Consider the following 16530-nt stretch of genomic DNA (forward strand, 5'->3'; position numbering starts at 1 on the left):
GACATTATATACTGCGCTTGGCCGCAATTATCATAAAAAACCCTTTATATGATTATTTTGAAGATACTTTAGCAACTCTTGCGCATCTTTAGGATTGGTTGCCGGATCCATAACCTGAAGATCGGACGCTTTTTCTACCGGCTTATGCCTGAACAACGACCAAATCGACACGGATTCACTGGTTGTTGGTTTTTCAGGTTTGCCGGAGCAAGAATTTCTGTTCTCGCTCATACCCTGCAACCCTGTCACCCGATCATTGGCCCATATCCCGCTACGAAGTTCCCCATGTTCTCCAAGCATATAAATCCGGCAGCATCCATTCAGGGATGGCCATTGTGATACAAACCGTTCTTTAATTTTTTGAGATAACAGGTCTTCTCCTATCATCTGTCTGCAGTGACCTACGAGATGATATTGCTGTGTTTTACTGTTGTAACGCAGCACCATAAAGAGCAGATCAGCCGGCTTTTCTCCGAACGCCTCATTGTCCAACACCGCATAATTCATGATTGCCTTATCATCGTAAGAAGGTTGGGGTAAATAACCTAACACGGTATTGATACCGGAGATAAATGATCTGAAATCGTGTTGTTGACAGGGTGAATCACGACGTTCGGCAAGAGAGGAACCTACTTTGTGGGCCTGCATGGCGAACTCGGCAAACACTTCCGGCTTATGGCACACACCAAATTCATCGCCACCTAAGGAATACCAGCCGCCCATACACATCATACTTTCAATAAAAATTTTCTCCCTCATACGCATATTCAGATCAAGAAAAAGCTGGATTTTTTCCTGTTCGGTCAAGTGAAATGCCTGCTGCAGCAATTCCATTAAATGATTGGTGCAGGTAATGCCCTTGATAATATTTTTAAACTCTTTAAAAATTCCGTCTAACCGGTTTTTCTCATCTTCATCGCTCCCTGCATTGCTTCTCGCTCTGCTGTAGGCGATATCCAGCATCATTTTTGCTTTCAAGGTTCCAACATCATGGTTCCCCACGACACCAACCAACCCTCCCTGATCGGCTTGAGGTGTCGAATCTTCGTATAATCTTTGCACTAATTCAGACTGATAAATCAATTGTGCTATTTCTTTTTTAAGGGCTCTTTTTCTATATTTATCATTGCTTTTGTTGTATTCATCTACCCTGGCGGTCAACCCCTTGATATCAATAACCCGCATCATAACGGCCGTACCAAAACAGATATCTGTCGACGCCGTATTCAGAGCCAGATAATCCGTAGAATGATATTTATAAATATAAATGGTATTTTTCTGTTGTTTTTTTGTATGATCGAGCGTCTGTCCGGAAATCACTATCTCTTTCAAATCACTTAACTTCCTGGTGGATCTGGACAATACCACCTCAGCCAACTGTTCGTTCTGACGACAGAAAGCGGATTGATCCGGCGTGTTGGCATAGCCGCCTTCCATATTATGTCCCCAATAGAACGCGCAAGGATTGAGGCTATGCGTTAAACCACAGATACTTAAGGACTGCAGATACACTTCCGGGTTGGCAACCATTAATTCACCAATGAGGATGGCGTCCGTACCATAAATATCCCGTACCAGTTCCTTAACCAGCCGGTAAGCGCGTTGTTGAACCGGGGCTGGGATATGGGTCAAGGCATCGACCCTGACGCCCATAAATCCGTAATCACAGATGTAACGCCGAATCAAGGGTTCCCATAACAGGGTGAACGCCCGATCTATTTTCTCATAATCCAAATCCTGCGGCTCCGTATTCAGGCCACGGCTTTTGCTGCCTTTCCTGTAATAATCAATGCCTTGAATATCAGGCCAGCGCTCATTGACTTCATCAAGCAATAATCCCGCGTCCGCCAGTTTTTTCTGCAACGGCGATTGAGAACCATCAATACCCACATGATTTAATACCAGATCAAACAAGGGAAACAAACCATGAAAGCGCGCCGTGGCCGTCCATTGTCTTAACTTGCCTTCACATTCTTTCTGTGTCTGGCAACCAGGAAAAATGAGGGGATTAAAGGCGTGTTCGTCCGCCATCGCGTACAGACTGCCGCTGACCTCGCTTTTACCATCGGGATGCGGGTGCTTGAGCGTGCCCGGTAACTGTAAGGGATTAATCCAGATCGCATTGTAATTCATCGACGCCACTTCAGGGATGTAGCGGATCATGTCGTCAATCCCGGACTCTCCGGATTCATAAAGGCGATAAGGAAACATATTATATAATTTTAAGATACCATTGGCCGGATAACTCGGGGTTAAGCTTGAACTCATAATCTACCTGTTATTCATCTGGTTTTGCTTTAGGACACGTAGTTTATTGCATATTTATTAATGCAATATTAATAAAATTACCCATTATGCTTATTTTTTGTAAAAAATAACGAACACCGAATTGAGCATATGTGTTGACACACCATTTTATCGCTGTAAAGTGCGTGATTTGTTCATTTTTTGATGATCAGCTTGCTACATTGGCAACCTAAATTATTTTGTTGGGCTGTCTTTCGGATCTGTTTCCGTGTCATTTTTTGGCATGGCAACATGATCCAGATAAAAGTCACGGGTATTTTTTCCTTGCCGCGCGAAGAATCCCGTCTGCGTCAGCGATGCGTTGTTTTGCCTGCTGCTCCCTGTCTTGTCCCTGTCAACATCGGTTTGTTCATTTTTCCCAATACCGTACGTTTGCTGCCAATCAGGGTTAAAAATACTTTGGTACACCTCTCCCTGCGCATCAAGAATATAGATATCACAGTTATTTACCAATTGTTTGAGCTGTGGCGCGAACGCTGTGGAAATTTTTTCCGACAAGACGTGCTCTTGTATAAATCGGTTGCAATACCCTATAAGATAATAACGTTGCGTCCCGGCATTAAAACGAAGCACCATGAATAACAAATCCGGTTCACCATGCGCTTCCTCAGGTTGCAACAAGGTATAGTGAAGGGTTGTCTTATCGTGATAAGAAGCCGGGGGCAAGCCGCTTAATACGGCATTAATGCCAGCGATGAATGCCCTCAAATCATGTTCGGAGCCCTCCGGTTGCGACAAGGCAAAACCCGTCCTGTTCCCGCCAAGCGCAAACTCGCGAAATACTTCCGGTTTGCGGCACACCCCAAATTCATCACCAGCCAGGGAATACCACCCACCTGTGCACGCCAGACTTTGGATAAATAATTTTTCCCGCATACGCATTTCAAGCGTAGCCAGAAATGTTCTTTTATCTTCCACGCTTAAGGCAAAATGCCGTTGAAGCAAATGAAATAAATGATCCGTATCACGGACTCCCTTGATGACATTCTTAAATTCCCTGTATTCTTTGTCCAGATGATCTTTTTCATTCTTGCTATCGTTAACTCGAGCCAGGGCGAGACCATAAGCAAGATCCAGCATCACCTTCGCTTTCAATGTCCCGACATCGTGATTGCCAACCACCCCGACCAAGCCACCCTTATTCGCCTGGGGCGTATTGTTATCGTACAACGTTTGTAATAATTGAGAACTATAAATCAATCCTGCCATCTCTTTTTTGATTGCCCTTTTGGCTTGGCTGTCTTTGGCTTGATGATAGGCCCCTATCTTTTCCTCCAAACCTGCCATTGAGGACACGGGCAGGGTTATGGCGGCATTAAAACAGATATCACGCGATCGTTCATTCAAAGCCAGATAAAAAATTCCTCCCTGCTTGTATATATAAATAGTATCCTTCTGATGCTTTTTTAAAGCATCAATCTCCTGATTTAAAATAAGCAGATTCTTGAAATCCGCCAGTTTTCTGTCCTCACGTGATAAAACCACTTCTGCCAATTGCCGGCTTTGCTTGTAGAAGGGGGAATACTCCGTATCGTTGGTATAGCCGCCTTCCGTCTCCTGGCTCCAAAAAAAACTGTTCGGATTCAAACAGTGGGTGAGTCCGCAAACGCTTAACGATTCGTGAAAAGAGACAGGATTGCTTACCATGAGCTCCCCGACTATCAAGGCGTCGGTATGGTAAACATCCCTTACCAATTGTTTGATCAGGTTATAAGCACGTTGCTGAACCGGAACCGGGATATGAGTCAAGGCATCGACCCTGACGCCCATAAATCCGTAATCACAGATATAGCGCCGAATCATGGGTTCCCACAACAAAGTGAAAACCCGGTCTATTTTCTTATAATCCAAATCCTGCGGCTCCGTATTCAGACCGCGGCTTTTACTGCCTTCCCTGTAATAATTAATGCCTTGAATATCAGGCCAGCGCTCATTGACTTCATCAAGCAATAACCCCTCGGACGCCAGTTTTTTCTGCAACGGCGATTGAGGATCATTTATACCCACATGATTTAATACCAGATCAAACAAGGGAAACAAACCATGAAAGCGCGCCGTGGCCGTCCATTGTCTTAACTTGCCTTCACACTCTTTCTGTGTCTGGCAACCAGGAAAAATGAGGGGATTAAACGCGTGTTCGTCCGCCATCGCATACAAGCTGCCGCTGACCACGCTTTTACCATCAGGATGCGGGTGCTTGAGCGTGCCCGGTAACTGTAAGGGATTAATCCAGATCGCATTGTAATTCATCGACGCCACTTCAGGAATGTAGCGAATCATGCCATCAATCCCTAACTCTCCGGATTCATAATGACGGTAAGGAAACATATTATACAAACGTACGTTTCCATTGGCAGGGTAGGACGGCGTTAGATTGAAAACCATAAAATGTTATTCGTCATAGGCAAATTTAATAGCGTAATAAAATAACATATTATGTATTTTTTTTACACCTTTTGTGGGATAAAAAGATGATGTCGTCATGCCCGCGAAGGCGGAAATCCAGCTTGAATCGAGCCGCAGTGCGGCTTCCGGCATGGTTCCACCTTCGCGGGGATGACCAGGTAAAACTATTTTTATCAAAAATCGAACAGACGCAAATTTACCAGCCTGTGACTTCAGCAATCGCATCACCCAAATCGGCCGGTGAACGAACCGTTTTAACGCCAGCGGCCTCCAGCGCGGCAAATTTTTCCGCAGCCGTGCCTTTACCACCTGAAATAATGGCGCCGGCGTGTCCCATACGTTTACCAGCCGGTGCCGTCACACCCGCGATATAAGATACAACGGGCTTACTGACGTTGGATTTGATGTAATCCGCCGCTTCCTCTTCCGCAGAACCACCGATTTCACCAACCATAATAATGGCTTTGGTCTGCTCATCCTTTTCAAAGAGAGACAATGCGTCAATAAAACTGGTTCCGGGAATCGGATCACCACCGATACCGATACAGGTACTTTGTCCAAATCCCTTGTCGGTGGTTTGCTTGACGGCTTCATACGTCAGGGTGCCGGAACGCGACACAATACCAACCTTACCCGGCAAATGAATAGCTCCCGGCATAATACCTATTTTACATTCCCCGGGTGTGATAATACCCGGACAGTTAGGTCCTATAAGTCTGGCGTCGGTGTTGTTCTCAAGATACACCTTGACATCCAGCATATCCAGAACAGGTACACCCTCCGTAATACAGACAATCAACTTAATCCCGGCATCAGCCGCTTCCAGAATGGAGTCCTTGCAAAAAGGAGCCGGAACATAAATCACGGAGGCTTGTGCACCGGTTTCTTTCACCGCGTCCCGTACCGTGTTAAAAACCGGCAGATTTAAATGTTGCTGGCCTCCCTTGCCTGGAGTCACTCCGCCAACCATACGAGTACCGTAGGCAATGGCTTGCTCGGAATGGAAGGTACCTTGTTTGCCGGTAAACCCCTGGCAAATGACTTTGGTATTTTTATTGACTAATACACTCATTGCTAACCTCAAAAATTAGTTTGGAGCGACAAAAGCGCTCTTTAAAGTGGCGGTTTAAACCCGCTTTCAAGACACTTCCGCCACAATTTTCCTTGCCGCATCCGTCAGACTGTTCGCCGCGATCACATTCAAGTCGCTCTTGTTTAAAATGTCCGCGCCCAGCTGTGCGTTGTTGCCCTCCAGACGTACCACAACCGGGACTTTCACATCCACTTCCTTCACGGCAGCCAGAATACCTTCCGCAATCAAATCACAGCGGACGATACCGCCAAAAATATTGACCAGAATACCTTTGACATGCTCATCAGACAAAATGATCTTGAACGCCTCGCTAACCCGTTCTTTGGTCGCGCCGCCACCGACATCCAGGAAGTTGGCCGGCTCGCCGCCATGCAGCTTGATCACATCCATGGTCGCCATCGCCAATCCGGCGCCGTTGACCATACATCCGATGGCGCCATCCAGAGGGATATAATTCAATTCCCAATCCGTCGCCCGGTTTTCACGCTCGTCTTCCTGGGTCGAATCACGCATACTCTTTAAATGCGGCTGGCGATACAGGGCGTTGCCATCAATATTAATTTTTCCATCCAGACAAAGCAGTTGGCCGGATTTGGTAACAACCAGAGGATTGATCTCAAGTAAACTCAGATCACATTCCATAAACATCTTGCCAAGTCCTATCATCAGTTGGGTGAATGACTTAATCTGATCATTATCAAGGCCCAGATTAAAACCGGTTTCCCGGCATTGATAAGGCATGACGCCAACCAATGGATCGACCGTCACTTTAAAAATCTTTTCAGGTGTTTCATGGGCCACTTTTTCTATTTCCACACCACCTTCCGTAGACGCCATGATAACCACACGACGACTGGCACGATCAACCACCGCCCCCAGGTATAATTCACGATCGATATCACAGGTTTCCTCAACCAATACCGCATTGACAGGTTGACCCCTGGCATCGGTTTGATAAGTAACCAGGCGAGTTCCCAGAAGTGATTTGGTCACGGCGGCCAATTCATCCTTGGAGGAAACGAGTTTGACACCACCTGCCTTGCCGCGACCACCGGCATGTACCTGAGCCTTTACAACCAGTTTGGGCGTGGATAATTGCGCCGCAACCTGCAGAGCGTCTTCAACATTGTAGGCTACTTCACCCCTGGGAGTTGGCAAACCATAGCTGGCAAACAGTTGTTTGGCCTGGTATTCATGTAAATTCATCGTTGGTACCTTTAAAAATAGCGAGACCCGGCCAAGCGGGTCTCGCGGTTAAACATCAGTTTCAAATATTTAAAAGCAGGCGAGACGGATCTTCCAGTAATTCCTTCACACTCACTAAAAATTGTACAGACTCTTTACCGTCAATCAAGCGATGGTCATAAGATAAAGCAACGTACATCATCGGACGAATAACAATTTGTCCTTTTTCAACTATCGGCCTGTCCTCAATTTTGTGCATCCCCAAAATACCTGTTTGCGGCGGATTAATAATCGGGGTCGCCAGCAATGAACCGAATACGCCCCCATTGGTAATCGTAAATGTCCCTCCCTGCATTTCCTCCATGGCCAGCTTGCCTTGTCTGGCACGGGTAGCCGCGTCATTAATGGCTTTTTCCACATCGGCCATGGACATTTGATCCGCATCGCGGACAACCGGCACCACCAAACCCCTCTCTGTAGAGACGGCTATACCGATATCGTAGTAACCATGATAAACGATATCCTGCCCATCAATGGACGCGTTAACGGCGGGAAAACGCTTCAGGGATTCGACAACGGCTTTGGTAAAAAAGGACATAAACCCCAGCTTAACACCATGCTTTTTCTCAAAACTGTCCTTGTATTGTGCTCTTAAATCCATAACCGCCTTGAGATTCACCTCATTAAAGGTGGTCAGCATGGCCGCGTTATGCTGAGCTTCCAGCAGACGTTCGGCGATTCTGGCGCGCAGACGGGTCATGGGAACTCGACGCTCTTCACGTTCGCCCATGGCAGCAAAACTCTGAGGCTTTGCCTGGGCACTGGCGGATTTCGTAGTTGATTTTTCACGATTGGTTTTAATAAAGGCCAGAACATCTTCCTTAGTCAGCCGTCCATCCTTGCCTGATCCTGAAATTTCTTCCGCACTCAGATCGTTTTCAGCCAGCATTCTGCGCACCGCGGGACTGGTTGCCTTTGTTTCCTCAGAGGATTCTGATTCTTTATTCCGCTCGCTTTTATCCTCGTCCTTGTCGGATTTCTCTTTCTTTTTGTCCTCATCCGATTTGTTTTCATCGTTCCCGGAAGCATCATCCGCTGCGGAACTTTTTTCAAGGCGAGCCAGCACCTGGCTGGCTTCTACCGTATCACCTTCTGCAAAACAAATTTCTTTTAAAATACCATCAGCCGGCGCCGGTACTTCCAGAACCACTTTATCCGTCTCAAGATCCACAAGATTTTCATCACGGGTTACCCTGTCGCCAACTTTTTTATGCCAGGCAGCGATGGTAGCATCTGCCACAGATTCGGGCAGAGCAGGAACTTTAACTTCAATAGACATGGTTAGTCCTTCTTTGGTTATATATTATTTATTCGGTTATTGTTTACTCAAGGCCTGCTCGACCAGTTCTTCCTGCTGTTTCGCGTGCAGCAAGGGACTTCCAACCGCGGGAGCCGCGGCAAAGCCTCGTCCGGCGTATGTCAATTCCTGATCGGGACGCAAACAGCTTTTGATGTTGTGTTGCGAAGAAAACCAGACGCCCTGATTCTGCGGTTCTTCCTGACACCACACCACTTGTTTCGCCTTTCCGTACTTCGCCAACTCCTTTTCCAGCGCTTTTTTAGGAAAAGGATATAATTGTTCTATACGAACAATGGCAATATTGTTTAACTCGTCCTCACGACGTTTTTGTAAAAGATCATAGTAAACTTTTCCACAACATAACACTACTTTCGTGACTTTCGCGGCATCCAGTTTGTCCATTTCCGGAATCACCTCATGAAACTTGCCTTTACACAGCGCCTCCAGGGGCGATACCGCTAATTTATGGCGCAAAAGACTTTTCGGTGTCATCACTATTAGCGGCTTGCGAAAATTCCGTATCATTTGCCGACGTAACAAATGAAAAATCTGGGCCGGCGTGGTAGGCGTACAAACCTGTATATTATGCTGGGCACAAAGCTGCATATAACGTTCCAGGCGAGCGGAGGAATGCTCCGGCCCCTGACCCTCGTAACCGTGCGGCAACAACATGACCAATCCGCACAAACGCCCCCATTTTTGCTCTCCCGAGCTGATAAACTGATCGATAACCACCTGGGCACCATTGGCAAAATCGCCGAATTGCGCTTCCCACAGCACGAGGGTGGAGGGCTCCGAGGAAGCAAACCCGTATTCAAAAGCCAGCACCGCCTCTTCCGACAGGATGGAATCAATAACGACAAAAGGCTTTGCCGGATTGGATGCCGTTTGGGTCAAGGGCACAAACGTTTCGGCCGTTTCCGCATCATGAAGGACCGCATGACGATGTGCAAACGTTCCCCGTCCGGAATCCTGACCGGATAAACGAACACCATACCCTTCATCCAGAAGGCTGGCATAAGCCATGGTTTCGGCGTATCCCCAGTTCAGGGGTTGTTCACCGGCACTCATTTTTTCACGTTCGGCCAGCAGACGTTTGACCACCGGATGCAGCTTGAAATCATCAGGCAATTTATGTAGAAGTCCTGATAATTTCTGCAAGGTTTCCTTACTGATGGTTGTATCGACCTGATCAGTCCATTTGGCATTCCTATATGGCGTCCAGTCAATAGCTCGTTTGCCTTCGTAATCGCCCTGTACCAGATCCACAACCGCTTGTCCTTTATCCAGTTTGTTACGGTATTCTTCTATGAGCTTGTCGACGTCACCGGAGGTTGTTAATTTGTCATTAATCAATTGTTCCGCGTATTTTTCACGCAATGGCCGCATGGATTTAATTTTTTGATACATCCCGGGCTGGGTCACGGAAGGCTCGTCCGCCTCGTTGTGCCCATGTCGACGGTAACAAACCAGATCAATCACCACATCCCGTTTAAATTTCATACGGAAATCAAAAGCGATTTCCGTCGCAAAAATTACCGCCTCGGGATCATCACCATTCACATGGATAACCGGAGCCTGAACCATTTTGGCCACGTCAGTGCAATAAAGTGTTGAGCGGGAATCCAGCGGATTACTGGTGGTAAAGCCGATCTGGTTATTGATGACGATATGAACCGTTCCCCCGGTGCAATAGCCGCGAGCCTGAGAGAAATTAAACGTTTCCATGACCACGCCCTGACCTGCAAACGCGGCGTCGCCGTGGACAACCACCGGTATGACCTTGTCTTTTTTTACCAAATCATTGCGGCGGCCCAGCCTGGATCGCACGGATCCTTCCACCACCGGGCCAATGATTTCCAGGTGAGAGGGATTAAAAGCCAAAGCCAGATGCACAACAGCGCCTGATTCGGTACGAATATCGGATGAAAAACCCATATGGTATTTCACATCGCCGGTCCGCTCTTCCGATTTTATCTTGCCCTCAAACTCCTGGAACAACTGATCCGGCTCTTTGCCGAGGACGTTAACCAGAATATTGAGGCGTCCGCGGTGAGCCATGCCTATAACCACTTCCTGCACACCATTTTTGCCGCTTTTATGGATGATTTCCTTCATCATGGGAATAAAGGAATCCCCACCTTCCAGAGAAAAACGTTTCTGGCCTACGTAACGCGTGCCCAGATAACGCTCCAGACCATCTGCTGCAATCAGATCCTTGAGAATGTTGAGTTTTTTATCGGTTTCGTAATCAGGACGGCCATGCATGGATTCCAGGCGGTGCTGCAACCAATCGGTTTCCTCACTATTGGAAATATGCATGTATTCAATTCCGATACTGCCGCAATAGGTGGCCCGCAACGCCTTGTAGATATCGGCCAGGGTCATTTCCGGGCCATTGAAATTTTTTCCGGCGTAAAAAGTCCGGTTGAGGTCTTCTTGCGACAGATGATGGTAAGCCAGTTCAAGGTTTGGAACATGAACCCGTTCCGCCATATCGAGCGGATCAAGTTTGGCTGCATGATGACCAAATGAGCGGTAGGCATTCATCAGATGAGCCACCTGAAATTGCTTGCTGTCTTCCGTTTGCTTGGCAACGAGACGCTTTTTATCGGCATTTTTCAGAAAATAATCGCGAATCTCGCGATGAGGCACATCCCTGGCGACATTATCCGGCTTGGGCAAGGCATTGAACGCCTCGCGCCAATCGTCCGGTACGGAATCGGGATCATTCAGATAATCTTCATACAGACCATCAACATAAGCCATGCTTCCACCGGATAAATAGGAAGATGCCCATTGATTCTGTAAGTCGTCGCTACTCATCATTATTCTCCAAAGGGATACGTCCCGATTACGGGACGCTAGAAAATTGCTATCAGGTTTCCTGAGTCAACATTTGCTTGCGAATATCCGATATCGCTTGCGTAGGATTGAGTCCCTTCGGGCAGACGTTCGCGCAGTTCATAATGGAACGGCAGCGAAACACACTGAATGGATCCTGTAATTGCTCCAATCGGTGCAACTTGGCGGTGTCGCGGCTATCGGCCAGAAATCGTCTGGCTTGCAACAATCCCGCCGGACCAACAAACTTGTCGGGATTCCACCAGAAAGAAGGACAGGAACTGGTACAACAGGCACATAAAATACATTCATACAATCCATCGAGCTGCGCCCGCTCTTCGGGAGTCTGTAATCGTTCACGCGCGGGAGCCACCTCATCATTTTGCAAATACGGTTCAATACGCTCGTATTGTTGATAGAACTGGCTCATATCCACGACCAAATCACGCACGACAGGAAATCCCGGCAAAGGTCTGATAACGATACGATCCGTTTTCAATTGTGACAGGTGGGTGATGCAAGCAAGGCCGTTTGTGCCATTGATATTCATGCCATCCGAACCACACACCCCTTCGCGACAGGAACGGCGGTAGGCAATGGTTGCATCCTGTTCCGCTTTCAGCCGCTCCAGTAAGGTCAACACCATAGGATCGCTTTTCTCAGGAATCGCTATCTCATAATCCTTCATATAAGGCTTTTCATCCACATCAGGATTATAACGATATATGGACAGGCTCAAATTTTTAGTATCAGCCACAGCTTATCCCCTTCTAATAAACGCGTTCTTTCGGCTCAAAAGGCTTGATGTATTTAGGTGATTCATTAACCGGACGGTAATTAATGGTATCACCCTCCTCAAGGTACAGTGTGTGTTTTATCCAGTTTACATCATCACGTTTCGGGTAATCTTCCCGACTGTGAGCTCCCCGGCTTTCCGTTCGTGCCAGGGCGGATTTGGCTGAAGCATAAGCGCTCGCCATTAAATTATCCAGTTCCAGAGCACTGACCCGTTCGGTATTAAATACATTCGATTTATCTATCAATTGGGCGTCCTTTAAACGATCACGAAGTGCCTGGAGGCGATGCAGACCTTTTTCCATAACCTCACCGGTACGAAATACTCCAAAGTCTTCCTGCATAACCCGTTGCATCTCGTCACGAATTTTAGCGGGACTCTCCCCTTCACCGGAATTCTCCCAGCGATTGTAACGGGCCAGGGCAGCCGCAATGTCTTCATCAGACACGTAAGGCATTTCCGGCATTTGACCGGATTGCCACAACTCCTCCACATGCAGACCGGCGGCACGCCCGAACACGACCAGATCAAGCAAGGAGTTACCGCCCAGACGATTAGCGCCGTGAACGGATACGCAGGCACACTCACCAACGGCGTATAAACCCTCGACAACCGAATCTTTCCCGTCTTTATGATGCAACACCTGGCCATGTACGTTCGTAGGAATGCCCCCCATGCTGTAATGGCAGGTGGGAACGACAGGGATAGGCTCTACTATCGGATCCACACCGGCAAATTTTAAAGACAATTCACGAATGCCGGGCAAACGGGACATAATCAGGTCGGCACCAAGATGGTCCAGCTTCAGTTTCACATGATCCACCCCATTGGGGTCAAAGCCTTTTCCGGCCCGCAGTTCCAGAGCCATGGCACGCGCGACCACGTCTCGTGACGCCAAATCTTTCACACGCGGCGCGTAACGCTCCATAAAGCGTTCACCATCCTTATTGATTAAATAACCGCCTTCGCCACGGCAGCCTTCGGTGACCAGCGTACCGGCACCGGCGATGCCGGTAGGGTGAAACTGCCACATTTCCATATCCTGCAAGGGAATACCGGCCCGCAAGGCCATGCCGAATCCATCACCGGTATTGATGTGGGCGTTGGTAGTGGACTGGTAAATACGACCGGCCCCACCTGTGGCGAGAATGCAAATACGTGTCTGGTAAAATACGATGTTGCCCGTTTCAATGCACATTGCCGTCACCCCGGCAATGCGGCCATGGCTGTCTTTTACCAAATCAAGCGCCAGCCACTCGCTGAATACGTGCGTTTTGGCTTTCAGGTTTTGCTGGTACAGGGTATGCAGCAAGGCATGGCCGGTTCGGTCTGCGGCAGCGCAGGTACGCGCAGCCTGTTCACCGCCAAAATTTTTTGATTGGCCGCCGAACTGACGCTGATAAATCTTGCCGTTGTCCATACGGGAAAAAGGCAATCCCATGTGTTCCAGTTCATAAACCGCTTCCGGGCCCGTTTTGCACAGGTATTCGATGCAATCCTGATCCCCGATGTAATCGGCTCCCTTGACGGTGTCATACATATGCCAGCGCCAATCGTCTTCATCCGCATTCCCCAAAGCAGCCGTGATCCCTCCCTGAGCGGATACCGTGTGTGAGCGGGTAGGAAATACCTTGGACAGCAAGGCAACCTTCAATCCGGAGTTGGCCAATTGCAGTGCGGCGCGCATACCTGCGCCGCCTGCTCCGATAATTACCGCGTCAAATTTGTTTCGTGCACATACCATGCTTATTGCCCCCACACAATCATCAAGACCCAGATAAACTGAGCCAGTAACCAGGTTACAACGGCCATTTGAACAGCCAGTCTCAGTACGGTACATTTCATGTAATCGGTGGTAACTGTCCAGATCCCTACCCAGGCATGTAAAGAAAGGGCCAGTACCGCGATAAGACTGGCTACCTTAAACCAGTTACAGGCAAACAAGGCTTGCCACTGATGATAGGCCAAATGGGGATGCCACAGCAAAAACCCCAGCAAAAACAAGGAGTACGCAGCAAAATAAACGGCTGTAACCCGTTGTATCAACCAGTCCTTGAGACCATTTCCCGTTAAACTTGTGACATTACTCACCATATCCAGATTCCTGCAAAGATTGTTAAAATAACCGCAAGGATTATGACCGCCAACGCACTCAGGCGACCGGCTTTAAGATGCTCACCATAACCTATATCCATTAATACATGGCGAATTCCGGCCAGCACATGATAAATCAACGCGGCTAAAAATACCCACAACAGCAATTTCCAATGGAACTGCTCCAACAACATCTGCAGGTTGGAAAAAGTGCCCGCGTTTCGTAATGACAAGTCCAGAAAATAGATTATAACTGGAAGCAAAAGGAATAAAACCACGCCTGATATACGATGGAGTATGGATGCAATCGCCATAGGCGGAAACTTTATTGTCGTTAAATCAAGATTCACCGGCCTTTTTTTATTCACGGTATCAAGTATCCCTTAATGAAATGATATTAATATAGTACATCCAGGACGTGTCGACACGCCCTTGGCCAAACAAAAGTTTACTACCATAAAAAACTACAAACCCTACAAGCCTCTGGCGGCATCACCATAGCCAAGTCGGTAGAAAACCGGCGAAGTATACCACTCTGTATTTTTTGCGCAAAGCAGCCTGAGTGGCAGTCTATCATTTATCATCAACACCAGTCTTCAATATTTTAAGCATTTTGCATGCTAAAAAAACAAAAATTTTGGCAACACAATCTTTCCCGTACTATGCTAGATAGTATCAGCGCGTAGAAGGATCTTGCTAATGCTAATCAAAAGACCTATTTATAATCAACAACTTAAATGTGTCGCATTAGAGATTATAGCCAATGATCAAGAGAAGGAACCCCAGGAGCTACTGCAACCTTTCACCACCATTATTCGTAACGCCGATGCCAGTTTGCCTCTTTTTGTACCCTACGCGCTTCGTACCTTGGTAGAACTGCCTGAGCCGCCTCTTGAAAATCCTATTATTCTAAAATTGCATGCTGCCGATATTAATCAACTTTATCCCATTGATGAGTTACAGAACTCGCTCTATTCCATAGCACTCATGATTGATGATCCGAAACAACTGGCCTGGCTGAATTTTGCGGAATACATTGCCTTAAGCGAACATTTGATGGCAATGGCGGACGTCACCAGGGTGGTCAAATACAGTCAGGCGAAACAACGCAAAGTCATTGCTTATGGTATAGCCAACATCAACTGCTTTGACCAGTGCAAGGGGCTCACCATGGATTACTATTGCGGTGATTTTCTTTTTCAGCCCCATAAACAGGATACCCGGGAAATTGCCGCGAACAAACTTAATTTGCTGACGCTTATCGACAAGTTGCAACACAGCCAGGTCAATCTTGATGACATTATAGAATTGATACAAACGGATCCGCTATTGAGTTATCAATTATTAAAAATTGCCAATTCAGCCGCGTTTTCCGGTTACCAGGCTGTAAAATCCATCCAGCAGGCTGTCACCCGGCTAGGCATTATCCATTTAAAAAACTGGGTGATGGTTTTGTCTATGAAAAATGTGTCGGACAAGCCCGTTGAAATTGTGGAATCCGGCCTGATACGGGCACAGATGGCTCAAAAGCTGGCCCACGCCAACCAAAATCTGTGTGAACAAAGTGCCTATACGACAGGCCTGTTATCCGTTCTGGACAGTTTACTGGATAGTCCCATGAGCGTTTTAATCGACAAAATTACCCTGGCCGATGAAATTAAAATGGCATTGCTTTCCCGCGAGGGCGCTCTTGGTGAATTATTGTCAACTGTGATCGCTTACGAGGAAGGGCATTGGGAAGCGTTAAACGGCGACGAGTATTGCGGCATGGATTTAAGCCAGGTTTATATCGCGTGTCTGGAGCAAGTGAGTTTCGGCAAAAAAGCCATGACCGGCATGTAAAGGATACTGTGCGCACAGCCTGTTTGACAAAACGGACCAGGGATCACACACTGTTTGTTCGGCTCCAATCGTAGTCCGTTTCCGAATTCGGAGTAGAATCCTGCCCTTACGAAAATAGTCGAGGAAATTATGTGGTTTCGCTATGTTGCGGCCTTGTTTTATGACCTGTTAATTGCTCTGAGCCTGCTTATGGCCGTCACCGCCCTGTGCGTATGGGCCAACGGTCATCATGCCATTCCGCCCGCGTCACGCTGGTACCAGGGATGTATGTTGCTTACCCTGGCCAGCTATTATGCTTTATCCATCAAAGCCGGGGGACAAACAATAGGAATGCGGGCCTGGAAACTTCAAATCCTCGACGGTAAAAACCAGCGACCGGGCTTTATCGCGATTACAGGGCGGCTGACATTAACCTTGCCGGCCTGGCTGTTCGCCGTAATACGGTGGAAAAACCCGCAATTGCTTCTGCTTCAATGGACAAACACAAAACTGGGGCTTGTTGACAGGCCATAACATGAAGCGAAAAGGCAGCCTGCGGCCGTATTGCGGGTTTAATGTGCCAATTAGGAGTGTTTTCCCGCATTACAGTGAAGCCTTCATGAC

12 protein-coding genes are annotated in these 16530 nt (G+C 47.6%); 2 read left to right on the plus strand and 10 right to left on the minus strand.

Annotated elements, in window-relative coordinates:
• Positions 1 to 30: 30 nt before the first annotated feature.
• From CKW05_RS14055 to sdhC, 10 genes are all read right to left on the minus strand, one after another.
• On the minus strand, positions 31 to 2268 hold the full coding sequence (locus tag CKW05_RS14055) for a hypothetical protein (protein WP_058482786.1): 2238 nt from the start codon (positions 2266 to 2268) through the stop codon (positions 31 to 33).
• A gap of 213 nt (positions 2269 to 2481) precedes the next feature.
• Positions 2482 to 4644: a hypothetical protein gene (locus CKW05_RS14060; RefSeq protein WP_133141151.1), complete on the minus strand. Its 2163-nt coding sequence runs from the start codon at positions 4642 to 4644 to the stop codon at positions 2482 to 2484.
• Between the two features lie 265 nt (positions 4645 to 4909).
• Positions 4910 to 5785, minus strand: coding sequence for a succinate--CoA ligase subunit alpha (sucD, locus tag CKW05_RS14065; protein ID WP_058482788.1), 876 nt, complete (start codon positions 5783 to 5785; stop codon positions 4910 to 4912).
• 66 nt (positions 5786 to 5851) lie between these two features.
• Positions 5852 to 7012, minus strand: a complete 1161-nt coding sequence (gene sucC / locus CKW05_RS14070) for an ADP-forming succinate--CoA ligase subunit beta (RefSeq protein WP_058482789.1) — start codon at positions 7010 to 7012, stop codon at positions 5852 to 5854.
• Positions 7013 to 7073: 61 nt separating this feature from the next.
• Positions 7074 to 8330 carry a 2-oxoglutarate dehydrogenase complex dihydrolipoyllysine-residue succinyltransferase gene (odhB, locus tag CKW05_RS14075; RefSeq protein WP_058482790.1) on the minus strand — a complete coding sequence of 419 codons (1257 nt, stop codon included), beginning with the start codon at positions 8328 to 8330 and terminating at the stop codon, positions 7074 to 7076.
• A gap of 36 nt (positions 8331 to 8366) precedes the next feature.
• Positions 8367 to 11177: a 2-oxoglutarate dehydrogenase E1 component gene (locus tag CKW05_RS14080; RefSeq protein WP_058482791.1), complete on the minus strand. Its 2811-nt coding sequence runs from the start codon at positions 11175 to 11177 to the stop codon at positions 8367 to 8369.
• A gap of 52 nt (positions 11178 to 11229) precedes the next feature.
• Complete coding sequence (locus CKW05_RS14085; RefSeq protein ID WP_058482792.1) at positions 11230 to 11952, minus strand: succinate dehydrogenase iron-sulfur subunit; 723 nt, start codon at positions 11950 to 11952, stop codon at positions 11230 to 11232.
• 13 nt (positions 11953 to 11965) lie between these two features.
• Complete coding sequence (gene sdhA / locus CKW05_RS14090; protein WP_058482793.1) at positions 11966 to 13735, minus strand: succinate dehydrogenase flavoprotein subunit; 1770 nt, start codon at positions 13733 to 13735, stop codon at positions 11966 to 11968.
• A 2-nt stretch (positions 13736 to 13737) separates the two neighbouring features.
• Positions 13738 to 14085, minus strand: a complete 348-nt coding sequence (gene sdhD / locus CKW05_RS14095) for a succinate dehydrogenase, hydrophobic membrane anchor protein (RefSeq protein ID WP_058482794.1) — start codon at positions 14083 to 14085, stop codon at positions 13738 to 13740.
• Positions 14079 to 14453, minus strand: a complete 375-nt coding sequence (gene sdhC, locus CKW05_RS14100) for a succinate dehydrogenase, cytochrome b556 subunit (RefSeq protein ID WP_058482795.1) — start codon at positions 14451 to 14453, stop codon at positions 14079 to 14081. Before sdhC ends, sdhD begins: the two co-directional genes overlap by 7 nt.
• Before the next feature lie 331 nt (positions 14454 to 14784).
• Between sdhC and CKW05_RS14105 the strand changes: the two genes are divergently transcribed.
• A complete protein-coding gene (locus tag CKW05_RS14105) occupies positions 14785 to 15927 on the plus strand; it encodes an EAL and HDOD domain-containing protein (RefSeq protein ID WP_058482796.1) in 1143 nt (380 codons plus the stop codon).
• Positions 15928 to 16056: 129 nt separating this feature from the next.
• Positions 16057 to 16440 carry an RDD family protein gene (locus CKW05_RS14110; protein ID WP_058482797.1) on the plus strand — a complete coding sequence of 128 codons (384 nt, stop codon included), beginning with the start codon at positions 16057 to 16059 and terminating at the stop codon, positions 16438 to 16440.
• Positions 16441 to 16530 lie beyond the last annotated feature (90 nt).

The organism is Legionella spiritensis (genome assembly GCF_900186965.1).
GTDB classification, from domain to species: domain Bacteria; phylum Pseudomonadota; class Gammaproteobacteria; order Legionellales; family Legionellaceae; genus Legionella_C; species Legionella_C spiritensis.

Bases quoted from the DNA above. Each gene is read 5' to 3' on its own strand.
- sucD (WP_058482788.1), bottom strand. From the start codon at position 5,785: ATGAGTGTATTAGTCAATAAAAATACCAAAGTCATTTGCCAGGGGTTT.
- CKW05_RS14055 (WP_058482786.1), bottom strand. From the start codon at position 2,268: ATGAGTTCAAGCTTAACCCCGAGTTATCCGGCCAATGGTATCTTAAAA.
- CKW05_RS14105 (WP_058482796.1), top strand. From the start codon at position 14,785: ATGCTAATCAAAAGACCTATTTATAATCAACAACTTAAATGTGTCGCA.
- sucC (WP_058482789.1), bottom strand. From the start codon at position 7,012: ATGAATTTACATGAATACCAGGCCAAACAACTGTTTGCCAGCTATGGT.
- CKW05_RS14080 (WP_058482791.1), bottom strand. From the start codon at position 11,177: ATGAGTAGCGACGACTTACAGAATCAATGGGCATCTTCCTATTTATCC.
- CKW05_RS14110 (WP_058482797.1), top strand. From the start codon at position 16,057: ATGTGGTTTCGCTATGTTGCGGCCTTGTTTTATGACCTGTTAATTGCT.
- sdhA (WP_058482793.1), bottom strand. From the start codon at position 13,735: ATGGTATGTGCACGAAACAAATTTGACGCGGTAATTATCGGAGCAGGC.
- sdhD (WP_058482794.1), bottom strand. From the start codon at position 14,085: ATGGTGAGTAATGTCACAAGTTTAACGGGAAATGGTCTCAAGGACTGG.
- odhB (WP_058482790.1), bottom strand. From the start codon at position 8,330: ATGTCTATTGAAGTTAAAGTTCCTGCTCTGCCCGAATCTGTGGCAGAT.